This window comes from Streptomyces sp. NPDC048461 (assembly GCF_055587105.1).
In genome coordinates this window covers 23,582-48,514 of the sequence record NZ_JBVJGW010000004.1, presented here as the reverse complement: position 1 = coordinate 48,514, position 24,933 = coordinate 23,582, and the positions used below count along the sequence as shown (strand labels likewise).

Annotated in this window: 23 protein-coding genes; 13 read left to right on the top strand and 10 right to left on the bottom strand. The window is 72.5% G+C overall.

The annotated features are described in order from the left end of the window. Window positions 1–80: 80 nt before the first annotated feature. From ACZ6S8_RS08350 to ACZ6S8_RS08320, 7 genes are all read right to left on the bottom strand, one after another. Window positions 81–344 (bottom strand): DUF3099 domain-containing protein, encoded by a 264-nt coding sequence (locus tag ACZ6S8_RS08350; RefSeq protein ID WP_469453673.1) that lies wholly within the window; start codon window positions 342–344, stop codon window positions 81–83. A gap of 158 nt (window positions 345–502) precedes the next feature. After that, window positions 503–793, bottom strand: a complete 291-nt coding sequence (locus tag ACZ6S8_RS08345; protein WP_351271113.1) for a DUF1416 domain-containing protein — start codon at window positions 791–793, stop codon at window positions 503–505. Window positions 794–874: 81 nt separating this feature from the next. Further along, window positions 875–1,720 carry a sulfurtransferase gene (locus ACZ6S8_RS08340; protein WP_469453670.1) on the bottom strand — a complete coding sequence of 282 codons (846 nt, stop codon included), beginning with the start codon at window positions 1,718–1,720 and terminating at the stop codon, window positions 875–877. A 172-nt stretch (window positions 1,721–1,892) separates the two neighbouring features. Further along, window positions 1,893–1,976, bottom strand: a complete 84-nt coding sequence (locus ACZ6S8_RS08335; protein WP_350206375.1) for a putative leader peptide — start codon at window positions 1,974–1,976, stop codon at window positions 1,893–1,895. A 161-nt stretch (window positions 1,977–2,137) separates the two neighbouring features. Then, entirely contained in the window at window positions 2,138–2,851 is a 714-nt protein-coding gene (locus ACZ6S8_RS08330) for an LmeA family phospholipid-binding protein (RefSeq protein ID WP_469453668.1), read from the bottom strand. 65 nt (window positions 2,852–2,916) lie between these two features. Beyond that, window positions 2,917–4,188, bottom strand: coding sequence for a hypothetical protein (locus tag ACZ6S8_RS08325; protein ID WP_469454308.1), 1,272 nt, complete (start codon window positions 4,186–4,188; stop codon window positions 2,917–2,919). Window positions 4,189–4,873: 685 nt separating this feature from the next. Then, a complete protein-coding gene (locus ACZ6S8_RS08320) occupies window positions 4,874–5,128 on the bottom strand; it encodes a MoaD/ThiS family protein (protein WP_267724420.1) in 255 nt (84 codons plus the stop codon). Between the two features lie 471 nt (window positions 5,129–5,599). Between ACZ6S8_RS08320 and ACZ6S8_RS08315 the strand changes: the two genes are divergently transcribed. The 5 genes from ACZ6S8_RS08315 to ACZ6S8_RS08295 all read left to right on the top strand — a co-directional run bounded on the left by ACZ6S8_RS08315 (window position 5,600) and on the right by ACZ6S8_RS08295 (window position 11,292). Next, window positions 5,600–6,460 carry a response regulator transcription factor gene (locus ACZ6S8_RS08315; RefSeq protein ID WP_469453666.1) on the top strand — a complete coding sequence of 287 codons (861 nt, stop codon included), beginning with the start codon at window positions 5,600–5,602 and terminating at the stop codon, window positions 6,458–6,460. A 24-nt stretch (window positions 6,461–6,484) separates the two neighbouring features. Then, the gene (locus ACZ6S8_RS08310; protein WP_469453664.1) at window positions 6,485–7,507 is read left to right on the top strand and encodes a LacI family DNA-binding transcriptional regulator; all 1,023 of its coding nucleotides are present in this window, start codon (window positions 6,485–6,487) and stop codon (window positions 7,505–7,507) included. A 343-nt stretch (window positions 7,508–7,850) separates the two neighbouring features. Then, window positions 7,851–9,068 (top strand): S1C family serine protease, encoded by a 1,218-nt coding sequence (locus ACZ6S8_RS08305; protein WP_469453662.1) that lies wholly within the window; start codon window positions 7,851–7,853, stop codon window positions 9,066–9,068. A gap of 59 nt (window positions 9,069–9,127) precedes the next feature. Then, entirely contained in the window at window positions 9,128–9,862 is a 735-nt protein-coding gene (locus ACZ6S8_RS08300; RefSeq protein WP_469453660.1) for a response regulator transcription factor, read from the top strand. Further along, window positions 9,859–11,292: a sensor histidine kinase gene (locus ACZ6S8_RS08295; RefSeq protein ID WP_469453658.1), complete on the top strand. Its 1,434-nt coding sequence runs from the start codon at window positions 9,859–9,861 to the stop codon at window positions 11,290–11,292. Before ACZ6S8_RS08300 ends, ACZ6S8_RS08295 begins: the two co-directional genes overlap by 4 nt. Here the strand turns inward: ACZ6S8_RS08295 and ACZ6S8_RS08290 are convergent. Together ACZ6S8_RS08290 and ACZ6S8_RS08285 are read right to left on the bottom strand one after the other, a co-directional pair. Then, complete coding sequence (locus tag ACZ6S8_RS08290; RefSeq protein ID WP_469453656.1) at window positions 11,272–12,147, bottom strand: phosphatidylinositol-specific phospholipase C; 876 nt, start codon at window positions 12,145–12,147, stop codon at window positions 11,272–11,274. The genes ACZ6S8_RS08295 and ACZ6S8_RS08290 overlap by 21 nt on opposite strands. A 58-nt stretch (window positions 12,148–12,205) precedes the next feature. Beyond that, window positions 12,206–12,820 carry a TetR/AcrR family transcriptional regulator gene (locus tag ACZ6S8_RS08285; RefSeq protein WP_469453654.1) on the bottom strand — a complete coding sequence of 205 codons (615 nt, stop codon included), beginning with the start codon at window positions 12,818–12,820 and terminating at the stop codon, window positions 12,206–12,208. Window positions 12,821–12,932: 112 nt separating this feature from the next. Between ACZ6S8_RS08285 and ACZ6S8_RS08280 the strand changes: the two genes are divergently transcribed. After that, window positions 12,933–13,718: an alpha/beta fold hydrolase gene (locus tag ACZ6S8_RS08280; protein WP_469453652.1), complete on the top strand. Its 786-nt coding sequence runs from the start codon at window positions 12,933–12,935 to the stop codon at window positions 13,716–13,718. A 90-nt stretch (window positions 13,719–13,808) separates the two neighbouring features. Here the strand turns inward: ACZ6S8_RS08280 and ACZ6S8_RS08275 are convergent, their stop codons facing one another. Further along, on the bottom strand, window positions 13,809–15,626 hold the full coding sequence (locus ACZ6S8_RS08275) for a bifunctional metallophosphatase/5'-nucleotidase (protein ID WP_469453650.1): 1,818 nt from the start codon (window positions 15,624–15,626) through the stop codon (window positions 13,809–13,811). 169 nt (window positions 15,627–15,795) lie between these two features. Between ACZ6S8_RS08275 and mshD the strand changes: the two genes are divergently transcribed. The 7 genes from mshD (at window position 15,796) to pstB (ending at window position 24,902) form a co-directional block, all read left to right on the top strand. Continuing rightward, window positions 15,796–16,725, top strand: coding sequence for a mycothiol synthase (mshD, locus tag ACZ6S8_RS08270; RefSeq protein WP_469453647.1), 930 nt, complete (start codon window positions 15,796–15,798; stop codon window positions 16,723–16,725). Window positions 16,726–17,308: 583 nt separating this feature from the next. Further along, window positions 17,309–19,561, top strand: a complete 2,253-nt coding sequence (locus ACZ6S8_RS08265) for an RNA degradosome polyphosphate kinase (RefSeq protein WP_469453645.1) — start codon at window positions 17,309–17,311, stop codon at window positions 19,559–19,561. Between the two features lie 4 nt (window positions 19,562–19,565). Further along, on the top strand, window positions 19,566–20,507 hold the full coding sequence (locus ACZ6S8_RS08260) for a CHAD domain-containing protein (protein ID WP_469453643.1): 942 nt from the start codon (window positions 19,566–19,568) through the stop codon (window positions 20,505–20,507). 247 nt (window positions 20,508–20,754) lie between these two features. Next, entirely contained in the window at window positions 20,755–21,894 is a 1,140-nt protein-coding gene (gene pstS, locus ACZ6S8_RS08255) for a phosphate ABC transporter substrate-binding protein PstS (protein ID WP_469453642.1), read from the top strand. A 129-nt stretch (window positions 21,895–22,023) separates the two neighbouring features. After that, on the top strand, window positions 22,024–23,013 hold the full coding sequence (gene pstC, locus ACZ6S8_RS08250; protein ID WP_469453641.1) for a phosphate ABC transporter permease subunit PstC: 990 nt from the start codon (window positions 22,024–22,026) through the stop codon (window positions 23,011–23,013). Continuing rightward, the gene (gene pstA, locus ACZ6S8_RS08245; RefSeq protein ID WP_469453639.1) at window positions 23,013–24,095 is read left to right on the top strand and encodes a phosphate ABC transporter permease PstA; all 1,083 of its coding nucleotides are present in this window, start codon (window positions 23,013–23,015) and stop codon (window positions 24,093–24,095) included. The genes pstC and pstA overlap by 1 nt, the downstream gene beginning before the upstream one ends. A gap of 30 nt (window positions 24,096–24,125) precedes the next feature. Next, complete coding sequence (gene pstB, locus ACZ6S8_RS08240) at window positions 24,126–24,902, top strand: phosphate ABC transporter ATP-binding protein PstB (protein ID WP_469453638.1); 777 nt, start codon at window positions 24,126–24,128, stop codon at window positions 24,900–24,902. Window positions 24,903–24,933: the final 31 nt, after the last annotated feature.

Below are 24,933 nucleotides of genomic sequence, written 5' to 3'. Positions count from 1 at the left end.
CGGTGCCCGCGCGTACCCATGACCCGTTCAGGGGGCAAGCAGTTGTAGGGATGTCTATTACGTTCTTGTCTCACCGGGTTTCACGGCTCGCGTCGCCGCTTTCCGTCCAGTTCGTCCCACCACTCGTCGGACTTCGGGTCGCCCGAGGGGTCGTCCCACCAGCGGTCGTCCGGTCCGCGCCGGTTGGCGACCATCGCGGCCACCGGCGGGATCACCATGGCGATCACGCACAGGGCCACCGCGGCCTCCACCGACCACAGGCGCACGAAGGACCAGGCGGAGACGAACAGGAACAGGCATCCGCCCATGAGCAGGAAGTAGACGCGTCGGCGCCGGGCGTACATACCTCCAGCGTAGGGCGGTACGCCCCGCTGACAAGTGCCCGGACGGCACGAAGGGCTGCACCCCGATCCAGTGGCGTCCAACCCCCGGGGGTGCGGCCCTTCGGCCGGCTCTGCGGTTATACGGTCGCGCGGTTACGCGGTGGTGCGCGGAGCGGTGGTCAGACCGCGATCGCCACGTCCGTCACGCCGCCGGCGTCGGCGACCACGACGTTGCGGTCGGCCGTGCCGCCGGGGACGAGCGCGCGCAGCGTCCAGGAGCCGGTCGCCGCGTAGAAGCGGAACTGGCCGGTCGCCGAGGTCGGGACCTCGGCGGTGAACTCGCCGGTCGAGTCCAGCAGGCGGACGTAGCCGGACACCGGCTCGCCGCCCTGGGTGATCTGGCCCTGGATGGCGGTCTCACCGGGCTTCAGCGTCGCGAGGTCGGGCCCGCCGATCTGTGCTCCACACATGTTCTCTGTCCTGTCCTAGAGAGGTCGTACGTGACTACGGGCCCTGCGTGCCCGGCAGGGTCGGCTGCTGGATCGGCCGGACTACTTGTTGGGGCCGAGCTCGATCGGCACGCCGACCAGCGAGCCGTACTCGGTCCACGAGCCGTCGTAGTTCTTGACGTTCTCCTGGCCCAGGAGCTCGTGCAGCACGAACCACGTGAGCGCGGAGCGCTCACCGATGCGGCAGTAGGCGATGGTGTCCTTCGCCAGGTCGACCTGCTCGGCCTCGTAGAGGGCGGTCAGCTCGTCGTCCGACTTGAAGGTTCCGTCGTCGTTGGCGTTCTTCGACCACGGGATGTTGCGGGCGGTCGGCACGTGGCCGGGGCGCTGCGACTGCTCCTGCGGGAGGTGCGCCGGGGCGAGCAGCTTGCCGGAGAACTCGTCGGGCGAGCGGACGTCGACCAGGTTCAGGGAGCCGATCGCGGCCGTGACGTCGTCACGGAAGGCGCGGATGGACTTGTCCTGCGGCTTGGCCTTGTAGTCGGTGGCCGGACGGTTCGGGACCTCCTTGCCGTCGACCAGGTCGCGGGAGTCGAGCTCCCACTTCTTGCGGCCGCCGTCGAGGAGCTTGACGTCCTGGTGGCCGTAGAGCTTGAAGTACCAGTACGCGTACGACGCGAACCAGTTGTTGTTGCCGCCGTAGAGGACGACGGTGTCGTCGTTGGAGATGCCCTTGGCGGAGAGGAGCTTCTCGAAGCCCTCCTGGTCCACGAAGTCACGGCGGACCGGGTCCTGGAGGTCGCTCTTCCAGTCGATCCGGACGGCGTTGGTGATGTGGTTCTTGTCGTAGGCGGACGTGTCCTCGTCCACCTCGACGATGACGACGTTTCCGTCGTTCAGGTGGGCCTCGACCCAGTCGGCGTCTACGAGGACGTCGCTGCGGCTCATGGTGTTCTCCTCCGGGCAGTGTGCGGCGGGCCGTGCTGCGGGTGCTGCGGGGTGCGTGCGTTCCGGATGCGCTCGCCCGGTCCTGCGCGGGGAGGCGTCAGGGGATCGGGAGCAGGTGCGGTCACGCGGGAAAAGCCGTCGTCCGGCTGGTGGAGCGGATGCGCTCCACAGGTCACATGGATCGACAGAGCATGGCGGCGACGCGACACAGGTCTACTGCCCGCCGCTTCGTGAGGTCCGCCTGCTGATGCTTCATAGGCATGGATCGTAGGGACGAATCGGCCGCCCTGTCACCGGTGTGTCATATACCGAGACAGGATCGTCCGAATAGTGGGATGAGAGGCCTCCGGGCGGCTGCCGCACCGCCCCCGGAAGCCTTCCGGCGGCCCGTTCATCTGCGGATCGGACCGCACCGTCTCACGATCCGGCCAACACCACGTTCGAGCCGCTCAGCGCCAGGTGCACACCGGCCTCGTCGGAGGTCAGGGACGACAGCTGGAGACCCACGGGCAGTCCGCCGTCGAGCCGGCGGTCGAAGTCGGTCTTCTTGCGGACCAGGCCCTCGATCCCGGGGATGCCCTCACCGGGCACCTCCTCGGCGTGCACGCGGACGACCTTGCCCTTGCCGTCCTTCGCGTCCTCCAGGGTGACGGTCGACACGACGCTGCGCGTCAGGGACTTGCCGAGCACCTCGATCCCCGCGGTGACCTTCACCTTGCCCGGCGCGCCGCCGTAGGCGAGGGTCGCGCCCGTCTGGGAGGCCGCGGTCAGGTCGGCGTACGTGATGAGGGCGCTGCCCTCGGCACGCCGGGCGGTGCCGCGCGTGTAGTCCCCGTTCAGGGTCACGCCGCGGAAGCTCGCGTCGAGCTCCGCGAGGCGGGTCTTGCGGCCGTCCGCCATGGCCTCGACGCCGCGCAGCTTCAGGTCGACCCGGTCCAGGTCCCGGCTGGCCGCCTGGGTCAGGAACGGGAAGCCGTGTATCTCGACCTCCGCGGTGCCCGCGAGGCCCTGGCGGGACTGGATCCGGTCCGCGAGCTGGTTCTCGGCGTACCCGGCCGCCCAGCGGTCCGCGCCGACGAAGAGCGCCCCCAGGACCACACCGATGATCACGACCACACGTAGAAAGCGCACGTGCCCCTCCCCTACTACTTGTCGGTACGTGCGCCTAGTGGACCATGCCCGTTGTCGGGCAGGGATCAGCCCACCACCCGCCCGATCAGGTACACGGCGGGCGCGGCGGCCGCGAGCGGCAGCGCGACCCCGGCCGTCATGTGGACGAACTTGGACGGGTAGTCGTACGCCGCGACGCGCAGCCCGATCAGCGCGCACACCCCGGCGGCGAGACCGACCAGGGCCCCGCCCGCGCCGAGGGAGTTCAGCCCGCCGACGGCGATGCCGGCACCGGCGGCGGCCGCCAGCGAGACGCCGACGGAGGGCGCGGTGGGCAGCGGCAGGGCGCGGGCGAAGACGGCGACCGCGACGGCGGCCGCGCCGACGGTGACGGCGGCGGGGTCCGCGGCCAGGTAGCCGGCGCAGACGATCGCCAGGGCGGCCGAGGCCACCGAGGCCATCAGCCCGTACATCCGCTCGTCGGGGTCGGCGTGGCTGCGCAGCTGGAGCACGAGGGTGAGCAGCACCCAGGCGCCGAGGGTGCCGACGATCGCGCCGGGGCCGTACGGCTCGTCCACCGCGAGCACGGCCGCGTCGGCGACCAGGGCCCCGGCGAAGGCGAGGGCGATGCCCTGGCGGGCCGGCCACATGCCGTTGAGACGGAACCAGCCGGCCGCGGTGAGCCCCTGGAGGGCGACCAGCGGCACGAGCAGGGCGTACGAGCCGAACGCGGCGGCCGCGGCGAGCAGCACCCCGAGGGCGGCCGTCAGCAGGGCGGCCTGCGGGCCGGGGTCGATGATCGGCGACCGGCCCTCGGCGCGGGCCTGGGCGGGGTCGACGGCCCGCAGGGTGTTCCCGGCGAGGGTCGGCGGGGAGTAGGCGGGCTCCTCCCCGGCCTCCTCCGCGGGGGCGGGCGCCGCGTGGGCCGGACCCCGGGCCGGGGCGGTCCCGGGACCGGGGTGGGGCGGAAGGTAGGCCGTCTGCTCGGCGGCCGGGCCCGCGGGCGCGGACCGCTCGGGCGCCGGTTCGGCGGCCTGGGGCGGCAGGTACGCCGTCTGCTCGGCGGCGGAGGCCTCCGGCCAGCCGGTGGCGGCGGCGCCGCCCTGGGACCAGTCCTGGTCGGGGGCCCGGTGGGACGGGGCCCGGTGGGAGGCCGGCGCGGCGGGGGCCTGGTGGGCGGCCTGCGCCGGCGCGGCCGGAGCCTCGTCGCGGAACCACCCCTCCGGCGCCGCGGAAGCCTGCTCCGGCTCCTCGGCCCGGTACGGCGGCAGGTACGCCGTCGCCTCGGCCGGGGCCTCCTGGTACGGCGGGAGGTAGGCCGTCTCGGCGGCGGCCGGGGTCTCCTGGTACGGCGGCAGGTACGCCGTCTCGGCGGCGGGAGCCCCCGTGCCGCCGTCCTGCGGCCAGCCGGGGGCGGAGACGGCCTGCGCGGCGGGGGCCGGCGCGGCCGGAGCCTCGTCGCGGAACCACCCGTCGGGGGCGACCGCCTGCGGGTACGCCTGCTGCTGGGGCTGCTGCGGCTGCTGGGGATAGCCCTGCTGGGCCGGCTGCCCGTACGCCTGCTGCTGGGGCTGCTGGGCTTGCTGCGGGTACTCCTGCTGAGCGTGCTGCCCGTAGGCCTGCGCATCGGGCTGCTGCCCGTACACCTGCTGGGGCTGCAGGGGGTCCGCCTGGGGCGCGTACGGCTGCCCGTACGAGCCCGCGTCCGGCGCGGCGCCCGCTGCCGGGGGGCCGTCCGGCCACCCGGCGCCCGCGCCGTCGGCGCCCTGGGCGGGAGCCTCGTCGCGGAACCACCCCTCGGGCGCCACCGGACGGCCGGGGGCCTCGGCCTGCGCCTGCGGCGCGTGCACCGGCTGGTAGCTGGTGTCCCAGGTGTCGGACTGCCAGGTCTGGGTCCCGTACGGGTCCTGCGGCTGCGGCTGCGGCTGCTGCCGGCCCTGTGCCTCGGCCTCCGCCCGCGCCGCCTCCGCCTGGGCGGCCTGCGCCTGGGCCTGCGCGTGCTGCTGTCGCTGCTGTTCTTCGGGCGTGCTCATCGGCTCCCGCTCACCCGCCCGCGAACGGCGGGAGCACCTCGACGGTGCCCCCCTCGGTCAGCTGGACGGAATCGTGCGGGCGCTTGCCCACAGGCTCTTCGTTCACGAGGAAGGAGCAGCGCAGCAGGACCCGGGTCAGCTCCCCGGGGTGGCGTTCCCGCACGGCGTCGAGCGCCTCGGCCAGGGTGCGCGCCGAGTACGGCTCCTCCGCCGTCTTGGCCGCGGACTTGGCCGCGGCCCAGTAGCGGATGGTTCCGGTTGCCACTGCTGCTCCTCTCGTCGGCTCTCTGCCGTCGGCCTCCATGATGACCCCTCCTACCCCCCGCTCCCGCGTGCATCCACGCGCCCCGCGTGCACCCCGAGGGCCCGCCGCAGGGCCGTCGATCAGGTGAAACCGGCACATACACGGGGCAGGGGCGTGGCAGGAACCACAGAATCGGTATCGGCAGAAGCCTCGGCCACGAAAGCACCGGTGGGCTATTCTGCTGCGAAGAGGATCCGGGCAACGTTGCCCCCGGGTCCTTTTGTGCTTTCAGCGCGTTGAACAGAACGAGAACGGTGGTGTCCCTCCGGGCCTCAGGGCGCGGGGCCGGCCGGGACACCGCACACGAGGCACCACGCACGACGCACCACGTACGAAGCAGTACCGCGCACGTCCTCGACGGGACCGAGGAGGAACCGACGTGATGGACCAGCGAACCGTGTTCGACCGCCCGACCCGGGCAGGTGGTCGGGCATGAGCTCTCTCCTGCTGCTGACCAACGCCCTGCAGCCGTCGACCGAGGTGCTGCCCGCCCTCGGCCTGCTGCTGCACAACGTACGGGTGGCGCCCGCCGAGGGCCCCGCCCTCGTGGACACCCCCGGCGCCGACGTGATCCTCGTCGACGGCCGCCGCGACCTGCCGCAGGTGCGGTCGCTGTGCCAGCTGCTCCGCTCCACCGGGCCGGGCTGCCCGCTGATCCTCGTCGTGACCGAGGGCGGCCTGGCGGCCGTCACCGCCGACTGGGGCATCGACGACGTACTCCTGGACACCGCGGGCCCCGCCGAGGTCGAGGCGCGGCTGCGGCTGGCCACCGGCCGCCAGCAGATGGGCTCGGACGACTCCCCGATGGAGATCCGCAACGGCGACCTGTCGGTCGACGAGGCGACGTACTCGGCCAAGCTGAAGGGCCGGGTCCTGGACCTGACCTTCAAGGAGTTCGAGCTGCTCAAGTACCTCGCCCAGCACCCGGGCCGGGTCTTCACCCGCGCCCAGCTGCTCCAGGAGGTCTGGGGCTACGACTACTTCGGCGGCACCCGGACGGTGGACGTCCACGTACGGCGGCTGCGCGCCAAGCTGGGTCCCGAGCACGAGTCGCTGATCGGCACGGTCCGCAACGTGGGCTACCGCTTCGTCACCCCCGAGAAGGTCGAGCGGGCGGCGGCGGAGGCCGCGGCCCAGGCGGCGGCGCAGCTGGCGGCGCAGGCCGCCTCGGCCACCTCCCGGGCGGCCTCGGAGAACGCGTCCCGGGACTCCGGCGAGGACGGCCCTGCCGTCACCCGGGCGGCCGAAGACCCTGTGAGCATCCACTCCGCAGGACGCCCTGCCCAGAGGTAGGTCACCCCGCGTAGACTGCCGCGCGTGGCCAAGGTGACGCGGGATGACGTGGCGCGACTTGCGGGTACCTCTACCGCCGTCGTGAGCTACGTCATCAACAACGGACCCCGGCCGGTTGCCCCGGCCACGCGCGAGCGTGTCCTCGCCGCGATCAAGGAGCTGGGCTACCGCCCGGACCGGGTCGCCCAGGCGATGGCCTCGCGGCGCACCGACCTCATAGGCATGATCGTCCCGGACGCCCGGCAGCCGTTCTTCGCGGAGATGGCGCACGCGGTCGAGCAGGCCGCCGCCGAGCGCGGAAAGATGGTCCTGGTCGGGAACTCCGACTACCGCGACGAGCGCGAGGTCCACTACCTCCGGGCGTTCCTCGGCATGCGGGTCTCGGGCCTGATCCTGGTCAGCCAGGGCATGAGCGAACGCGCGGCGTCGGAGATCGAGGCCTGGGACGCGCGGATCGTGCTGCTGCACGAGCGCCCCGAGGCGATCGACGACGTCGCCGTCGTCACGGACGACATCGGCGGCGCGCAGCTCGCCACCCGCCACCTGCTGGAACACGGGCACCCGTACGTGGCCTGCCTCGGCGGGGTGGACAACACCCCCGAGGTGGGCGACCCGGTGGCCGACCACGTCGAGGGCTGGCGCCGGGCCATGCAGGAGTCCGGCCGCTCGGTGGAGGGCCGGCTGTTCCAGGCCCCGTACAACCGCTACGACGCGTACAAGGTGGCCCTGGAGGTCCTCTCCGGGCCGGACCGCCCCCCGGCGATCTTCTGCGCGACGGACGACCAGGCGATCGGCGTCCTGCGGGCCGCCCGGGAGCTGCGGATCGACGTGCCGGGCGAGCTGGCCGTGGCCGGGTTCGACGACGTCAAGGAGGCGGCGCTGACGGACCCGCCGCTGACGACGATCGCCTCGGACCGCCCGGCGATGGCGCGGGCCGCGGTGGACCTGGTGCTGGACGACGGGCTGCGGGTCGCGGGGTCGCGGCGGGAGCGGCTGAAGCAGTTCCCGTCGGCGCTGGTGATCCGGCGGTCGTGCGGCTGCCGGTAGCCTCCGGCGGTCGGCGGGGGTGTGCTCCGGCCGGGCTCGGCCCGGCCTCTCCGCTCGGCGCCCACCGTGCGTTCCTGCCCTGCGGGCCGGCTTCTCGGGGCTCCGCCCCGAACCCCGCGCCTCAAACGCCGGCGGGGCTGAGTGTGGCTGCTGCCGCCCTTTACGTGCCGATTCGGCGGTTTTAAGGGGGTTTGGGGTTTGAGGTTGTGGCGGGGTGGGGTGGGGGCTTCAGAGGGGCGGTCAGCCGGGTCGCGGTGGCCCTTATATCGGGCATACGCGGTTCTGTCGGGCTTCTCAGGTCAGGCTCAGGAAGCTCTCATGATCCGCGGACAGAGTCGGGGACATGACCGACAGCTTCCGCCGCGAAGGCGAGTACCCGCAGGAGAACCGCCCGGCCCAGCAGCCGCCCTTCGGCGAGGACTGGCAGCGGGGGCGTGACCGGCTGGCCCAGGACGCGGCGGGGGCCTCGTACCCGCCGCCGCCCGCCTATCCGCCCGCCCCCGCCCCCGGCTGGCACGAGGCGCACCGGCCCCCCGTGATCCAGGGCGAGACGGTGCCCCCGCAGACCCCGGCCTGGAGCGGCCCCGCCCACGCGGCGCCCGCGCCCCGGGCGAAGCGGCCGGTCGCACTGCTGGCCGCCGTGGCGCTCGCCGCGGCCGTCGTCGGCGGCGGCACCGCGGCCGCCGTCCAGCAGTTCGCAGGGCACGCAGCCGCCGGCTCCGCGGGCGGGGTCAGCGGCTCCAACGTCTCGCAGTCCAGCACCGGCACCGTCTCCGGCGTCGCCGAGCAGGTCAGCCCCTCCGTGGTCCGGATCGACACCCGCACCGGCTCCGGCCAGGGCACCGGTTCCGGCATCGTGCTCACCGCGGACGGCGAGATCGCCACCAACAACCACGTGATCAGCGGCGCCTCGGAGATCCAGGTGACGATGAGCGACGGCAAGAAGTACGCCGCCAAGATCGTCGGCACCGATCCCGCCAAGGACCTCGCCCTGATCAAACTCCAGGGTGCGAGCGGCCTCAAGCCCGCCAAGCTCGGCGACTCCGGCGGTCTGAAGGTCGGCGACCAGGTCGTCGCCATCGGCTCCCCCGACCGTCTCACCGGCACCGTCACCAGCGGCATCGTCTCCGCGCTGGAGCGCGAGGTGAACGTGCCGAAGTCGGAGCAGCAGTCCCCGCAGAGCCGGCAGCAGGGCGGCGGCTTCCCGTTCTCGTACGGCGGCCGGCAGTTCAACGGGAACACCGGGTCGGAGACCACCTCGTACAAGGCCATCCAGACGGACGCCTCCCTCAACCCCGGCAACTCCGGCGGCGCGCTCGTCAACATGAACGGCGAGATCGTGGGCATGCCGTCCGCGATCTACTCCCCCTCCAGCGACAGCGCCGGCGCCGGCGCCGGCAGCGTCGGCCTCGGCTTCGCCATCCCGGTCGACACCATCAAGGCCGACCTCGACTCCCTCCGCAAGGGCGGCCCCGGCGGCGCCGGCTCCGGTACCGGCGACGACGGCACGGGCAGCGGCACGGGCGGCGGCGCCGCGAACGGCTTCGGCACGTCCTACTAGGGCGTGCGAGGCTGGAAGGCGCCGCCGCGCACCGACCGCACACCCCTGGGGGAGCATCCATGAACGCCGCCGAAGGCGACCAGCAGCGCATCCTCGTCGTCGACGACGAGCCGGCCGTGCGCGAGGCCCTGCGCCGCAGCCTCGCCTTCGAGGGGTACGCCGTGGAGACCGCCGTCGACGGGATCGACGCCCTCGACAAGGCGGCCTCGTACGCCCCCGATCTGATCGTGCTGGACATCCAGATGCCGCGGATGGACGGCCTGACCGCGGCCCGCCGGCTGCGCGCCGCCGGCGGCGTGACCCCCGTCCTGATGCTCACCGCCCGGGACACCGTCGGCGACCGCGTCACCGGGCTCGACGCGGGCGCCGACGACTACCTCGTCAAGCCCTTCGAGCTCGACGAGCTGTTCGCCCGGGTCCGGGCCCTGCTGCGCCGCAGCTCGTACGCCGCCCCGCGGACCGGCGGCGCCGGGCACGAGGACGCGCTGGTCTTCGGCGACCTGCGCATGGACCTCGCCACCCGCGAGGTCACCCGGGCCGGGCGGCCGGTGGAGCTGACCCGCACCGAGTTCACCCTGCTGGAGATGTTCCTCGCGCACCCGCGCCAGGTCCTGACCCGCGAGCAGATCCTCAAGACCGTGTGGGGCTTCGACTTCGAGCCCAGCTCCAACTCCCTGGACGTGTACGTGATGTACCTGCGCCGCAAGACCGAGGCCGGCGGCGAGCCCCGCGTCGTCCACACCGTGCGCGGGGTGGGGTACGTGCTGCGCGCCGGCGAGAGCGGACCCGAGTGAGCCCGACGGCCCGGTTCCGCGCGCTGCCGCTGCGCTCCCGGCTGGCGCTGCTGGTCGCGGTCGCGGTGGCGGTCGCCGTGGCCGCCGTGGCGGCGGTGTCCTGGGTGATGGTCCGCGCCCAGCTGCGGGACCAGCTGGACCGCTCGCTGATGGCCACCAACCCGAACCCGCAGGTGGGACGGGTACTGGAGGGGGGCCGCTGCGTGACCCGCCCCGCCGAGTCGCAGCAGGACATCGCCGGGAACCTGAACGCCACCGTCCAGATCGTCACCGCCCAGGGCGGGCACTGCTGGGTGAGCGGGCCGGCGACCCTGCCCGTGACCGCCGTCGACAAGGAGATCGCGGCCGGCAAGCGGCGGGCCACCCTGCAGGACGTCACCACCGCCGACGGCGTCGACATGCGCGTCTACACGACGCCCGCGCAGGCCGTGTCCGGCGGAGCCGTCTTCGGCATCTCCATCGCCAAGCCGCTCGCCGACATCGACAAGCCGCTGTCCACCCTGGCCTGGGTGCTGCTGTTCGTGTCCGGCGTGGGCGTGGTCGGCGCGGGGGCGGCCGGGCTGTGGGTGGCCCGTACGGGGCTGCGGCCGGTCGACGAGCTGACCGACGCCGTCGAGCACATCGCCCGGACCGAGGACCTGACCGTACGCATCCCCGACGACGGCGACGACGAGATCGCCCGCCTGTCGCGGTCCTTCAACTCCATGACGGCCGCGCTCGCCTCCTCCCAGGCGCGCCAGGCCCAGCTGATCGCGGACGCCGGGCACGAGCTGCGCACCCCGCTCACCTCGCTCCGTACGAACATCGAACTGCTCGCCCGCAGCGAGGACACCGGGCGGGCCATCCCGCCCGATGACCGCAGGGAGCTGCTGGCCTCGGTGAAGGCGCAGATGACGGAGCTCGCCGCGCTGATCGGGGACCTCCAGGAGCTGTCCCGGCCGGACGCGGTCTCCCCCGGCCCGCTCGGGGTGGTGGCGCTGCACGAGGTCGCCGGGACCGCGCTGTCCCGGGCCCGGCTGCGCGGCCCGGAGCTGGACTTCAGCTCCGCCCTGGAGCCCTGGTACGTACGGGGCGAGGCGCCCGCGCTGGAGCGGGCGGTCGTCAACGTCCTGGACAACGCGGTGAAGTTCAGCCCGCCGGGCGGCACGGTCGAGGTGACGCTGCGGGCGGGCGAGCTGACCGTACGGGACCACGGGCCGGGCATCCCGGCCGAGGACCTCCCGCACGTCTTCGAGCGGTTCTGGCGCTCCCCGTCGGCGCGCGCCCTGCCCGGGAGCGGGCTGGGCCTGTCGATCGTGGCCCGTACGGTGCAGCGCGCGGGCGGCACGGCGCAGCTGCGCGCGGCCCGGGACGGCGGCCCGGGCACGGAGGCGGTGCTCCGCATCCCGGGCGCGCCGGCCCCGCCGCCGTCAGTTGTGCCGGATCAGTGAGGCGACCAGGCCGCCCCGGGTGTTGGGGAAGTCCATCGGGACGATGCCGAGGCCCGTGCGGCCGGCCATCTCGCCGCCGTCGACGAAGCCGTGGACCTGGGGGTTGAGCCGGTCGCTGTTCCAGCGGGGCGGCATGTAGGCGGCGGTGCTGGCGTAGTTGACGAAGAGCTTGCCGGGCTGCTGGACGGCCTTGCGGAAGTGGTTCTCGATCCGGCCGCGCTTGGCGAAGGGCTCGGTGTTGTAGTCGTCCTGGATGTCGAAGACGTTGCCGTCGCCGTAGCGCAGGCCGGGCAGGCCTCCGTTGTCGGCGAGGAGGACGACCTTGCCGCGGGCCTGGCCGAGGGCGGGCAGGGTGTCGGCGATGCGGAAGAGCGATCGCCAGCCCCGGTTGTCGAGGTAGTCGTCGAAGACCGCGCGGAAGGTGGCGTCGCTGTCGCCGGAGTACTCCTGCTTGACCCGCATGAGGACGGTCTCGGAGGGGTGGGCGGCGAGGAAGTTCCAGCAGGCCACCAGGACGTCGCCGAACATCAGGTCCTGGAAGAAGGCCGCGTGGTGGATGGCGAACGATCCGCCTGTCACCCGGCAGCGGACGTCGAGGAAGCGGATGCCGGAGTCCAGCTGCTGCGCGATCGAGGTGTTCTGGCAGGCGACGTAGAGACCGCCCTTGGTGGCGCCGGAGTCGTGGGTGCCGGGGATGGTCATCCGCTGGAGGGGCGTGGCGTCGCCGAGGCCCGCCATCCAGTCCTGGGTGCCGAGCGTCCGGGCGGAGGCGGGCGCCGCCGTCCCCAGTCCCATCGCGGCGCCGGTGCCCGCCGCCAGTGCTCCGACCAGAAACGCCCGCCGGTCCAGTCCCATGTCCGCCCCTTTGCCGACCCAGTGATGGGCGGATTATGGCGTGGACACCTCAGGAATACTACCCACCGGTAGTGCCGGATCCGGGCGGCGTACGGGCCGCGCCCCCGTCGTCCAGCAGCCCGGCCAGACCGCGCAGCCCCGCCGCCAGCTCCCGGCCGGTCGGCGCCCGCTCCGGATCCGTCAGGGCCTGCACCATCACCCCGGTCATCAGCGCGATCTGCACCGATCCCAGGCTCCGGGCGTCGGCCTCGGTCACCTCGGACTCCGGCACCCCCCGCAGCAGCGCGGCCACGTGCGGGCGGGCGGCGCGCTGGCCGGCGGCGAGCGCGGCGAGCAGCTCCGGCGAGGACTGCGCGTGCACGAAGGCCTCGACATTGGCGATCCACAGCCAGCGCAGCTCGCCGAAGTTGCGCACCTTGCGGTCCCACATGTCGGCGAACCGCTCCTCGGCGCTCTCACCCTCCCCCGCGAGCCCGCCGACGGCGTCGCTCCACTCGTCGATCGCCGCGAAGAGCACCTGGTTCAGCAGCGCCTCGCGCGAGCCGAAGTGGTAGCCGATCGCGGCCATGCTCACCTGCGAGGCCGCGGCGATGTCGCGCACGGTCGTGCGCAGATAGCCCTTCTCCTCCAGGCAGCGGCGCGCTCCGGCCAGCAGGTCCTCGCGATTTCCCATGGCCGGATCGTAGCCGCGGCCGGTTTTGGGCAAACGCCCTAGACGAACGTATTGCACGCTTGCCCAAATCCTGTCAGGCTGGGGCCACCGAGAGACCGAACGGGGAGAAGACATGCGCCACGACTTCACGATCGACGACCGCACCCTGTCCTACCTGGACTTCGGCGGGCCCGGCCGCCCGCTCCTGGCCCTGCACGGCGGCCTGTCCGAAGGCGCGCACTTCGCCGGCCTGGCCGCCGCCCTCGGCGACGACTGGCGGGTCATCGCCCCCGACCAGCGCGGCCACGGCGACTCCGACCGCGCCGACGCGTACGACCGCGCCGGATACGTCGCCGACGCCGTCGCCCTGCTGGAACACCTCGGCCTCACCGCCGCCCCCGTGGCCGTCCTCGGCTTCTCGCTCGGCGGACTCAACGCCTACCGGCTGGCCGCCGACCGTCCCGACCTGGTCGGCGCGCTCGTCAACGTCGACGCCCCCGTGGAGATCCCGAGCCCCCTCGGCCACGGCTTCCTCGACTTCCTGCCCGGCCTCCCGTACACCGCGGAGACCCGCGAGGAGCTCGTCGAGGCCTGCGGTCCGTTCGGCGAGGGCGTCGCCCCCTTCTTGCGACCCCTCCCCGACGGCTCCGGCTGGCGGCTGCCGTTCCACCCGCAGGACACCCTGGCCACCGTGGAGCAGGGGTACGGATCCCACTGGGACACCTGGCTCGCGAGCGACTGCCCGGCCCTGCTCGTGCACGGTCTGCGCAGCACGGCCCTGCCCCGGGCCCAGGCCGACGCGATGGTCGCCCGGCGTCCGGGGACGGCGTACGCCGGCCTCGACACGGAGCACTACGTTCCGTTCCAGGACCCGGAGGGCTTCACCACGGCGGTCAGGACGTTCCTGGCCGGCCTCTGACCCCCTCCCCGACGGGAAACGCCGGAGGGGCGGCGGGCCGTCGGGCCCACCGCCCCTCCGGGGCGCACTGCGCGGGGTACTGCGGAGGAACTACTTGACGACCGTGATCCGGTTCGCCGCCGGCGGGGCGATCGGGGCGGACGCGGAGGAGTTGTTCGTCAGGTAGGCGTTGAAGCAGTCCAGGTCGGACGCGCCCACCAGCTTGTTCTTGTGCTCCTTCAGGACGGTGAACCCGTCACCGCCGCCCGCGAGGAACTCGTTCATCGCGACGCGGTAGGTCGCCGCCGGGTCGATCGGCGCGCCGTTCAGCCTCACCGAGTCCACGACGATGCGGTCCGCACCGGCCTTCGTCGTGTCCAGGGTGTACGCGAAGCCCTTCGACACCTGCAGGATCTTCGGGCTCAGGCCGTTGACCGGGCCGCTGACCTGCTGCTGGAGCGTCGTGATCAGCTGGGCGCCGGTCAGGTCCACGACGTTCATCATGTTGGTGAACGGCTGGACGGTGAAGGACTCGCCGTAGGTGACGACGCCGTCGCCCTCCTGGCCCGAGGCCTTGTAGGCCAGGTCCGAACGGATGCCGCCCGGGTTCATGAGCGCCAGCTGCGCGCCGCCCTTGTCGGCCGGGGCCAGCGCCTCCAGCTGCGCGTCGGCGATCAGGTCGCCCAGCGGCTTCTCGAACTCCGGCGAGCCGCGGCCCGGGATGTCCGCCGAGATGAAGCCCTGCGGACGGTTGGCGACCGGGGCCGCCAGCTCGTTCCAGCGCTGGATCAGCTCGGTCATGTCCGCGGCCTTGGGCTGCTCGCGGGTGACGACCTTGTTGACCGGCTTCGGCGAGGTGACCGGCGTACGGACGATGTCCTTGGTCTGCCGGTCGTACGTCAGCGTGGTGTCCGTGTACAGGCGGCCGATGGAGGCGGCCGAGGTGACCGCGCGCGGGTTACCCGCCGGGTCGGGGATGTTGCAGGCGTACGCCTGGTGCGTGTGGCCGGTCACCAGCGCGTCGACCTTCGGGTCCACGTTCTTGGCGATGTCGACGATCGCACCGGAGATGCCGGCGCCCGCGCCCGGGGCGTCGCAGTCGTAGTTGTACGCGCCGTTGGCGGGCAGACCGCCCTCGTGGATCAGCGCGACGATCGACTTCACGCCCTGCTTGTTCAGCTCGGCCGCGTACTTGTTGATCGACTCGATCTCGTCGCCGAACTTCAGGCCCTTGACGCCCTCGGCGGTCACGATGTCCGGAGTGCCCTCCAGGGTGACGCCGATGAAGCCGATCTTCACGTCCCCCTTCTTCCAGACGAAGGTGGGCGACATCAGCGGACGCTTCGTCTTCGCGTCCGTCACGTTCGCCGCGAGGTACGGGAACTCGGCGCCCGTGAAGGTCTTGCCGAACTCGTAACAGCCCTCGACGGGGTGACAGCCGCCGTACGCCATGCGGCGCAGCTCGGTCTTGCCCTCGTCGAACTCGTGGTTCCCGACGCCGGAGACGTCGAGGCCGAGCTTGTTCAGCGCCTCGATGCTCGGCTCGTCGTGGAAGAGCCCGGACAGCATCGGGCTGCCGCCGATCATGTCACCGGCTGCGGCGGTGACGGAGTACTCGTGGCCCTTGCGGGCCTCGCGCAGGCTGGTCGCGAGGTACTCGACCCCGCCCGCGGGTATGGCCTTGGTGGTGCCGTCGGCCTGACGTTCGGTGACGGTGCCGGACGAGCCCTGCGGGGGCTCCAGGGTGCCGTGGAAGTCGTTGAACGAGAGCATCTGCACATCGACGGTCCGGCTCTTGGCCGCACCGCCACCACTCGCGGCACCGGCCGGCAGTGCGGCGGCGACCATCACCCCGGCCCCGGCCGTGACGGCGAGGGCGGTGAGGGTCAACCGGCGGGAGCGGCGGAGCCGTTGTGGCGTCGCTGACATTTGTTCCCCTTTGTGGACAGCGAGACAGCTTGGGAGGTCCGCCGAAGCCTATGGTCAACGCGCGTAGCGCGACAGGGGGGTACGGGTATCGAGGTGGTTACGCGCAGAAGACGGACCGGCGCCCGGGCCGCGCTCCACCGCCGGGTCCCCGCGGTCGTAGGCTCGTGCCATGACTGACGCAGCAGCGGCCCTGGAGCCGGGACGGCAGATTGAGACCCTCGACGAACTGACGGAGGACCAGGCCGACGCCGTACTCGCCCTGATCGAGGACGCGGCGCGCACGGACGGCACCACCGCCGTCTCCGAACAGGGCCGCCTCCAGCTGCGCGGCGGCCCGCGCGAGGGCATCCGGCACTTCCTGCTCACCGCGGACGGCCGGCTCGCGGGGTACGGGCAGCTGGAGGACACCGACCCGGTCGAGGCCCCGGCCGCCGAACTCCTCGTCCACCCCGCCCTGCGCGGACGCGGACACGGGCGGGCCCTCGGCTCGGCCCTGCTCGCCGGCTCCGGCAAGCGGCTGCGGGTGTGGGCGCACGGCGGCAAGTCCGCCGCCCGGCACCTGGCGCAGGTCCTCGGCCTGACCCTCTTCCGCGAACTGCGCCAGCTGCGCCGCCCCCTCGGCGCCGACGCGGCTCCCCTGCCGGAGGCCGCACCGCCGGCCGGGGTGACCGTGCGCACCTTCGTCCCCGGCGCGGACGACGCGGCCTGGCTCGCCGTGAACGCGGCCGCCTTCGCCCACCACCCCGAGCAGGGCTCGCTGACGCAGCGCGACCTGAACGACCGCATCGCCCAGCCGTGGTTCGACCCCGAGGGCTTCTTCCTCGCGGAGCGCGACGGCGAGCTCGTCGGATTCCACTGGACGAAGGTGCACGCCGCGGACCGGCTCGGCGAGGTGTACGTGGTCGGCGTCCGCCCCGGCGCCCAGGGCGGCGGCCTCGGCAAGGCCCTCACGGCGATCGGCCTGCGCCACCTGGCGGACCGGGGCCTGCCCACGGCGATGCTGTACGTGGACGCCGACAACCCGGCGGCCCTCGCCGTGTACGAGGGCCTCGGCTTCACCACCCACGAGGTGGACCTGATGTACCGCACCGAAAGCTGACCCCGGCCGGGCCCCCCCCCCGGGGCCCGCCCGGGCCCAGCCCCCCCGGCCGCACACGGCCACGAGCCCGCGCCAATCCAGCCCCGCCCCGAACCCCCACCCGGCCGCACACGGCCACGAGCCCGCGCCAATCCAGCCCCGCCCCGAACCCCCACCCAGCCGCACACGGCCACGAGGCCGCGCCAATCCAGCCCCGCCCCGAACCTCCACCCCCACCCGGCCGCACACGGCCACGAGGCCGCGCCAATCCAGCCCCGCCGGCGTTTGAGGCGCGGGGTCCGGGGCAGAGCCCCGGCAACGGCCCCGCACGGGCCCCGGCACGCCCTCGCCGCCCCGGCCCCGGCACGGAACCGGCACGGGACCCCGTACCCCCAAGCCCCGCACGGGCCCCGGCCCGGGCCCCCGTACACCCCCGCCCACCCCCGCGGAAGCGACTCGTGCGCCAGCCGGACCCGGGAAGCCACACGCCATTCACCGGGCATTAAGACGCGCTTGCGACCCTCCCGGCATGCAGCCCCGACTCCGACTGACGGCCGACACGTCCGACGCGCCTGTCCTGCCGCTTGCGCGGAAGAATGGAGTCATGAGCCACCAGCCCAGCGCGGGCCCCACCGAGGTCCCCTCCCAGCACCCGTCTCACACGTCCCCCGCCTCCGTCACGGGCGCGCACGCGCGGATAGGTTCCATCTCCGCGCACCGCCCGCACGTCGATCTCGAACCCGATCTCGACGCCGACCTGGACGCCTACGAGGACAAGGACGGCGGCGAGCTGCCACCGGGCCGCTTCCTCGACCGCGAGCGCAGCTGGCTGGCCTTCAACGAGCGGGTGCTGGAGCTCGCCGAGGACCCGACGACGCCCCTGCTGGAGCGCGCGAACTTCCTGGCGATCTTCGCCAGCAACCTCGACGAGTTCTTCATGGTCCGCGTCGCCGGCCTCAAGCGCCGCATCGCGACCGGCGTCGCCACCCGTTCGGCCTCAGGCCTGCAGCCCCGTGAGGTCCTCGACCTCATCTGGACCCGCTCGCGCGAGCTCATGGCCCGCCACGCCGCCTGCTTCCAGCAGGACATCTGCCCGGCGCTGGCCGAGGAGGGCGTCCACCTCATCCGCTGGCCCGACCTCACGGAGAAGGAGCAGGCCCGCCTCTTCACGCTGTTCCGGAACCAGATCTTCCCGGTGCTGACCCCGCTGGCCGTGGACCCCGCGCACCCGTTCCCGTACATCTCCGGCCTGTCCCTCAACCTGGCCGTCGTCGTGCGCAACCCGGTCAGCGGCCACCGCCACTTCGCCCGGGTCAAGGTCCCGCCGCTCCTCTCCCGCTTCCTGGAGGCCTCCCCGCAGCGCTACGTCCCGCTGGAGGACGTCATCGCCGCGCACCTGGAGGAGCTCTTCCCCGGCATGGAGGTGCTCGCGCACCACATGTTCCGCGTGACCCGCAACGAGGACCTGGAAGTGGAGGAGGACGACGCCGAGAACCTCCTCCAGGCCCTGGAGAAGGAACTCATGCGGCGCCGCTTCGGGCCGCCCGTGCGCCTGGAGGTCGAGGAGTCCATCGACCCGGGCGTCCTGGACCTCCTCGTGCAGGAGCTGAAGGTCAACTCCTCCGAGGTCTACCCGCTGCCCGGCCCCCTCGACCTGACCGCCCTCTTCGGGATCGCCTCGCTGGACCGGCCGGAGCTGAAGTACCCGAAGTTCGTCGGCGGCACCCACCGGGACCTCGCCGAGGTCGAGTCCGCCTCCGCCCCCGACATCTTCGCGGCGCTGCGCGAGCGGGACGTGCTGCTGCACCACCCGTACGACTCCTTCTCCACCTCGGTCCAGGCCTTCCTGGAGCAGGCCGCCGCCGACCCGGACGTCCTCGCGATCAAGCAGACGCTGTACCGCACCTCCGGCGACTCCCCGATCGTGGACGCCCTGATCGACGCCGCCGAGGCCGGCAAGCAGGTCCTCGTGCTGGTCGAGATCAAGGCCCGCTTCGACGAGCGGGCCAACATCAAGTGGGCGCGCAAGCTGGAGGAGTCCGGCTGCCACGTCGTGTACGGCCTCGTCGGCCTCAAGACGCACTGCAAGCTGTCGCTCGTCGTCCGCCAGGAGGGCGACCAGCTGCGCCGCTACTCCCACGTCGGCACCGGCAACTACCACCCCAAGACCGCCCGGCTCTACGAGGACCTCGGCCTGCTCACCGCGGACCCGCAGGTCGGCGCGGACCTCTCCGACCTCTTCAACCGGCTGTCCGGCTACTCGCGCCGCGAGACCTACCGCCGGCTGATGGTCGCCCCGCGCTCGCTGCGCGACGGGCTGATCGCGCGGATCGACAAGGAGGCCGCCCACCACCGGGCCGGCCGGCCCGCGTACGTGCGGCTCAAGATGAACTCGATCGTCGACGAGGCCCTCATCGACTCCCTCTACCGGGCCGCCCAGGCGGGCGTGCCGGTCGACATCTGGGTCCGCGGCATCTGCGCGGTGCGGCCCGGAGTCCCCGGGCTCTCGGAGAACATCCGGGTCCGCTCGATCCTCGGCCGCTTCCTGGAGCACTCCCGGGTCTTCGCCTTCGGCAACGGCGGCGAGCCCGAGGTGTGGATCGGCAGCGCCGACATGATGCACCGCAACCTCGACCGCCGCATCGAGGCACTGGTCAGGGTCGCCGACCCGGCCCACCGCGCGGCACTGGACCGGATGCTGGAGACCGGCATGTCCGACGCCACCTCCTCCTGGCACCTGGGCCCGGACGGCGAATGGACCCGGCACAGCACGGACTCCGAGGGCCAGCCGCTGCGGCACGTACAGGAGATGCTCATAGACGCCCGGAGGCGCCGGCGTGGCTCAGCCAAACCATGACCCGATGGCGGGCGCGGGCGACGTGCTCGCCGCGTTCCTGCGTTCCCAGGCCACCGCCTTCCTGCGCGGACTGCGCCTGCACGGCGAGAGCCCGGCGAGCGGCGCCGACTCCGCCGGCCGCTTCGAGGCGGCGCGCGGCCTCCGGGGGGCCGCGCGCCGCATCAGCGGCTCCCTGGCGACCTTCCGGGTGGTCACCGAGTCCGCGTGGGCGGACGGGCTGCGCACCGAGCTGGTGTGGCTGTCCTCGACCCTGGCGCACGAGCACGCGTACGCCGCCCGGCTGACCCGGCTGATGGACGCCCTGCACCGGCTCTCGGGCACCCCCGAGGTCCCGGCCCCGCGCGGCGCCTCGGCCGGAGCGCTCACGGTCGGCTCCGCGCGCGCCGGCGCGCTCCTGGAGCGCCAGCTGACCCTCGCCCGTACGCGCGCCCACTCGGCCACCCTCCAGGCCCTCGGCTCCGCCCGCTTCCACGCGGTGGCGGACGCGGTCGCCGTCCTGGCCTCGGACGTCCCGCTGGACCCCGTCGCGGCCCGGGGGCGGGTCGAGGAGGTCCTGCTCCCGCTCGCGGCGGTGGCCGAAACCCGCCTGTCCGCGGCGGTCGCGGCGCTGCCCCCGGCCGACGGCGGGCACCCGTACGACGCGGACCACGACGGGCTCTGGCACGAGGTCCGCCGACTGCTGCGGATCCACCGGTACGCCCGCGAGGCGCTCGGCGAGGACGTGGCCCGGGCGGTCGCCGCGGGCGAGGCCCTGGACCGCCACCGCGACGCCGCCGAGGCCGCCGCCGCCTCGGCCACGGCGGCCCGCACCCCGCGCATCGCCCCGGCCACGGCCTACGCCCTGGGGGTGCTGCACGCGGACCAGCGGCACGCGGCGGGGGCCGCCCGCGCCGCCTTCCGGCACGTCTGGCTGCCGGAGCCGGCGATCGCTCCGCGCCCGAGGTAACGGGCGGATAACGGATACTTACGCCGGGGTGCGGTCCGGCCCGAACGCACCGGGTCGTCCGCCACGGTTCACCGTCCGTTCACTCGCACCGGTCGGCCGCTTCACCTGTCCGGCCTAATTTCGGTGGTGCACGGTGCGAACGCCCGCAGGTCAGGCAGTCCGGCCGGGCACCCCGACGTAGCAGTCCTCTTCGCACGCCGCCCCGACACAGAAAGCGGCCGGCGGCTTCTGGAAGGAACACCCGAAAGTGAAGCTTCAGCGCAAGAACCGGCTTCGTGCCTCCGCCCTCGGGGCGCTCGTCGTGTCCGGCGCCCTGGTCCTCACGGCGTGCGGCTCGGACGACAACACGAAGGACAACGGCTCCGCCAGCGGCAAGCCGTCGGCCGCCGCCGCGGGTGACATCAAGTGCGACGGGGCCAAGGGCAAGCTCCTGGCCTCGGGCTCGTCCGCGCAGAAGAACGCGGTCGACCTGTGGGTGAAGAACTACATGGCCGCCTGCTCCGGCGTCGAGGTGAACTACAAGTCCTCCTCCTCCGGCGAGGGCATCGTCGCCTTCAACCAGGGCACCGTCGGTTTCGCCGGCTCCGACTCGGCGCTGAAGCCGGAGCAGGTCGAGGAGTCCAAGAAGATCTGCACCGGCGGCCAGGGCGTCGACCTGCCGATGGTCGGCGGCCCCATCGCCCTCGGCTTCAACGTCGCCGGCGTCGACAAGCTGAACCTCGACGCCGCCACGATCGCCAACATCTTCAACGACAAGATCAAGAAGTGGGACGACGAGGCGATCAAGAAGCTGAACCCCGGCGTCACGCTTCCCCCCACCGCCATCCAGCACTTCCACCGCTCCGAGGACTCGGGCACCACCGAGAACCTCACCAAGTACCTCAAGGCCGCCGCGCCCGACGCCTGGCCGCACGAGGCCGCGAAGAAGTGGGCCGCCCCGGGCGGCCTCGGCGCCTCCGGCTCCTCCGGCGTCGCCACCCAGGTCAAGCAGGTCGACGGCGCGATCGGCTACTTCGAGCTCTCCTACGCCAGCTCGCAGAACATCAAGACGGTCGACCTGAACACGGGCGCCGCCGCCCCGGTCCCGGCCACCGGCGAGAACGCCTCCAAGGCCATCGCCGCCGCCAAGATCTCCGGCACCGGCTCCGACCTGGCGCTGAAGCTGGACTACACCACCAAGGCCGAGGGCGCGTACCCGATCGTCCTGGTGACGTACGAGGTCGTCTGCGACAAGGGCAACAAGGCCGAGACCCTGCCCACGGTCAAGTCCTTCCTGAACTACACCGCCTCGGACGCCGGCCAGAAGGTCCTCCTGGAGAACGGCTACGCGCCGATCCCCGCCGAGATCAACGCCAAGGTCCGCGAAGTCATCGCCTCGCTCTCCTGATCAAGACCCCGAGGCCGGTCCGCTCCCCCCGTCCGGGGCGCGGACCGGTCCCGGGACCCTCCCCTTCACCCGGGGGAATCCGGTGCACCGCCGCCAGGGGGCCTCGCCCTCCCACAGACCGGAAAGACCATGGCTTCCACCACACCCGTCCAGACAGACACGGCTCCGCCCGTCTCCAGGAGCGAGAGGTCCACCGGCCGCGCCGGTGACAAGATCTTCGCGGCGCTCTCCAAGGGCTCCGGCATCCTGCTCCTGGTGATCATGGCGTCGATCGCCGCCTTCCTCACCTACCGCGCCGTCCTCGCCCTGTCGGAGAACGAGGGGAACTTCCTCACCACCTTCGACTGGAACGCGTCGGCCGACCCGCCCGTCTTCGGCATAGCCGTCCTGCTCTTCGGCACCGTCGTCAGCTCGATCATCGCGATGGTCATCGCGGTTCCGATCGCCGTCGGCATCGCCCTCTTCATCTCGCACTACGCGCCGCGCAAGCTGGCCGCACCCCTCGCCTACGTGGTCGACCTGCTGGCCGCCGTGCCCTCGATCATCTACGGCATCTGGGGCGCCCTCTTCCTCGTCCCGCAGCTGAACGGCCTGAACCTCTGGCTGGACGAGTACCTGGGCTGGACGTACGTCTTCGAGCGCACGCAGGTCAGCGTCGCCCGCTCCCTGTTCACCGTCGGCATCCTGCTCGCGATCATGATCCTGCCGATCGTGACCAGCGTCAGCCGCGAGGTCTTCCTCCAGGTCCCGCGCATGAACGAGGAGGCCGCCCTGGCCCTCGGCGCGACCCGCTGGGAGGTCATCCGGATGTCGGTGCTGCCCTTCGGCCGCTCCGGCGTCATCTCCGCCTCGATGCTCGGCCTCGGCCGCGCGCTCGGCGAGACCATGGCCGTGGCGACCGTCCTCTCCCCGAGCTTCCTGATCTCGTTCCACGTCCTGGACCCGGGCGGCGGCACCTTCGCGCAGAACATCGCCGCGAAGTTCGACGAGGCCAACGAGTTCGGCCGCGACGCGCTGATCGCCTCCGGCCTGGTCCTCTTCCTGCTCACCCTTCTGGTCAACGGCGCGGCGCGCCTGATCATCGCCCGTCGCAAGGAATTCTCGGGGGCGAACGCCTGATGAGCCACGCACTCCAGGACCAGCGGCCCGTCCGGGCCCCGAAGTCCGTCGCCCCCAGCAGCCTCACCCGGGGCGGCCTGCCCCGCTGGGCCCCGGCCGGCATCGCCGTCCTCGCGGTCGCCCTCGGCTGCGGCACCGGCCTCGTCGTCGGCCTCGACAGCAAGATCCAGTGGGGCCTGATCGCTGCCCTGCTGTTCGTCGTGATCACGTACACCGCCAGCGCGGTCGTCGAGAACCGCCGCCAGGCCAAGGACCGCGTCGCGACCTCCCTCGTGTGGGTCTGCTTCGTCCTCGCCGTCATCCCGCTGCTCTCCCTGATGTGGACCACCATCAGCCGCGGCGTCAAGGTGCTCGACGGAGACTTCCTCGGCCACTCCATGAACGGCGTGACCAGCTTCGAAGAGGGCGGCGGCGTCTACCACGCGCTCCTCGGCACCCTGGAGCAGGTCGCCCTCGCGACGCTGATCGCCGCGCCGATCGGCCTGCTGACCGCCGTCTACCTGGTCGAGTACGGCCGCGGCGGACTGGCCAAGGCCGTCACCTTCTTCGTCGACGTCATGACGGGCATCCCCTCGATCGTCGCGGGCCTGTTCATCCTGACGACCTGGAACCTGATGCTCGGCTTCGGCCCCTCCGGCTTCGCCGGTGCGATGGCCCTGTCGATCCTGATGATGCCGGTCGTGGTCCGCTCCACCGAGGAGATGCTCAAGCTCGTCCCCAACGAGCTGCGCGAGGCCGCCCTCGCCCTCGGCGTACCGAAGTGGCGCATGATCCTCAAGGTCGTGCTCCCCACGGCCATCGGCGGCATCGCCACCGGTGTGATGCTGGCCGTCGCCCGCATCGCCGGCGAGACCGCGCCGATCATGCTGCTGGTCTTCGGCACCCAGCTGATCAACAACAACCCCTTCGAAGGCGCCCAGTCCTCGCTCCCGCTCTACATCTGGGAGCAGTACAAGGTCGGCAGTGAAGCCTCCTACGACCGGGCATGGGCCGCAGCGCTCGTCCTGATCGCCTTCGTCATGATCCTGAACCTGGTGGCTCGCGGCATCGCCCGCTGGAAGGCCCCGAAGACCGGTCGCTGACGCGACTCTCCGAAAGCGAAGTGACCCCTCATGGCCAAGCGAATCGACGTCAGCGGCCTCTCCGCCTTCTACGGCGGCCACAAGGCCATCGACGACATCTCGATGACCGTGGAACCCCGCTCGGTGACCGCCTTCATCGGCCCCTCCGGCTGCGGCAAGTCCACCTTCCTGCGCACCCTCAACCGCATGCACGAGGTCACCCCCGGCGGCCGCGTCGAGGGCAAGGTCCTCCTGGACGACGAGAACCTGTACGGGGCCGGCGTCGACCCGGTCGCGGTCCGCCGCACCGTCGGCATGGTCTTCCAGCGCCCGAACCCCTTCCCCACCATGTCGATATTCGACAACGTGGCGGCGGGCCTGCGGCTGAACGGCAGCTTCAAGAAGTCCGAGCTGTCCGACATCGTCGAGAAGTCCCTCAAGGGCGCCAACCTCTGGAACGAGGTCAAGGACCGCCTGAACAAGCCCGGCTCCGGCCTCTCCGGCGGTCAGCAGCAGCGCCTGTGCATCGCCCGCGCCATCGCGGTCGAGCCCCAGGTCCTGCTGATGGACGAGCCCTGCTCGGCGCTCGACCCGATCTCCACCCTCGCCATCGAGGACCTGATCGGCGAGCTCAAGGAGCGCTTCACGATCGTCATCGTGACGCACAACATGCAGCAGGCGGCCCGCGTCTCGGACCGCACCGCGTTCTTCAACCTCTCGGCGGTCGGCCAGCCCGGAAAGCTCGTCGAGCTCGACGACACCGACCGCATCTTCTCCAACCCCTCCGTGCAGGCGACCGAGGACTACATCTCGGGCCGCTTCGGCTAGACCGGGTTGGGCGTGAACGTCCCGCGGTGCT

Coding starts and splice junctions, on each gene's coding strand:
- ACZ6S8_RS08350 (WP_469453673.1), bottom strand. CDS start 344: ATGTACGCCCGGCGCCGACGCGTCTACTTCCTGCTCATGGGCGGATGC.
- ACZ6S8_RS08345 (WP_351271113.1), bottom strand. CDS start 793: ATGTGTGGAGCACAGATCGGCGGGCCCGACCTCGCGACGCTGAAGCCC.
- ACZ6S8_RS08340 (WP_469453670.1), bottom strand. CDS start 1,720: ATGAGCCGCAGCGACGTCCTCGTAGACGCCGACTGGGTCGAGGCCCAC.
- ACZ6S8_RS08335 (WP_350206375.1), bottom strand. CDS start 1,976: ATGAAGCATCAGCAGGCGGACCTCACGAAGCGGCGGGCAGTAGACCTG.
- ACZ6S8_RS08315 (WP_469453666.1), top strand. CDS start 5,600: ATGAGCTCTCTCCTGCTGCTGACCAACGCCCTGCAGCCGTCGACCGAG.
- ACZ6S8_RS08305 (WP_469453662.1), top strand. CDS start 7,851: ATGACCGACAGCTTCCGCCGCGAAGGCGAGTACCCGCAGGAGAACCGC.
- ACZ6S8_RS08300 (WP_469453660.1), top strand. CDS start 9,128: ATGAACGCCGCCGAAGGCGACCAGCAGCGCATCCTCGTCGTCGACGAC.
- ACZ6S8_RS08290 (WP_469453656.1), bottom strand. CDS start 12,147: ATGGGACTGGACCGGCGGGCGTTTCTGGTCGGAGCACTGGCGGCGGGC.
- ACZ6S8_RS08285 (WP_469453654.1), bottom strand. CDS start 12,820: ATGGGAAATCGCGAGGACCTGCTGGCCGGAGCGCGCCGCTGCCTGGAG.
- ACZ6S8_RS08280 (WP_469453652.1), top strand. CDS start 12,933: ATGCGCCACGACTTCACGATCGACGACCGCACCCTGTCCTACCTGGAC.
- ACZ6S8_RS08275 (WP_469453650.1), bottom strand. CDS start 15,626: ATGTCAGCGACGCCACAACGGCTCCGCCGCTCCCGCCGGTTGACCCTC.
- mshD (WP_469453647.1), top strand. CDS start 15,796: ATGACTGACGCAGCAGCGGCCCTGGAGCCGGGACGGCAGATTGAGACC.
- ACZ6S8_RS08265 (WP_469453645.1), top strand. CDS start 17,309: ATGAGCCACCAGCCCAGCGCGGGCCCCACCGAGGTCCCCTCCCAGCAC.
- ACZ6S8_RS08260 (WP_469453643.1), top strand. CDS start 19,566: ATGGCGGGCGCGGGCGACGTGCTCGCCGCGTTCCTGCGTTCCCAGGCC.
- pstC (WP_469453641.1), top strand. CDS start 22,024: ATGGCTTCCACCACACCCGTCCAGACAGACACGGCTCCGCCCGTCTCC.
- pstA (WP_469453639.1), top strand. CDS start 23,013: ATGAGCCACGCACTCCAGGACCAGCGGCCCGTCCGGGCCCCGAAGTCC.
- pstB (WP_469453638.1), top strand. CDS start 24,126: ATGGCCAAGCGAATCGACGTCAGCGGCCTCTCCGCCTTCTACGGCGGC.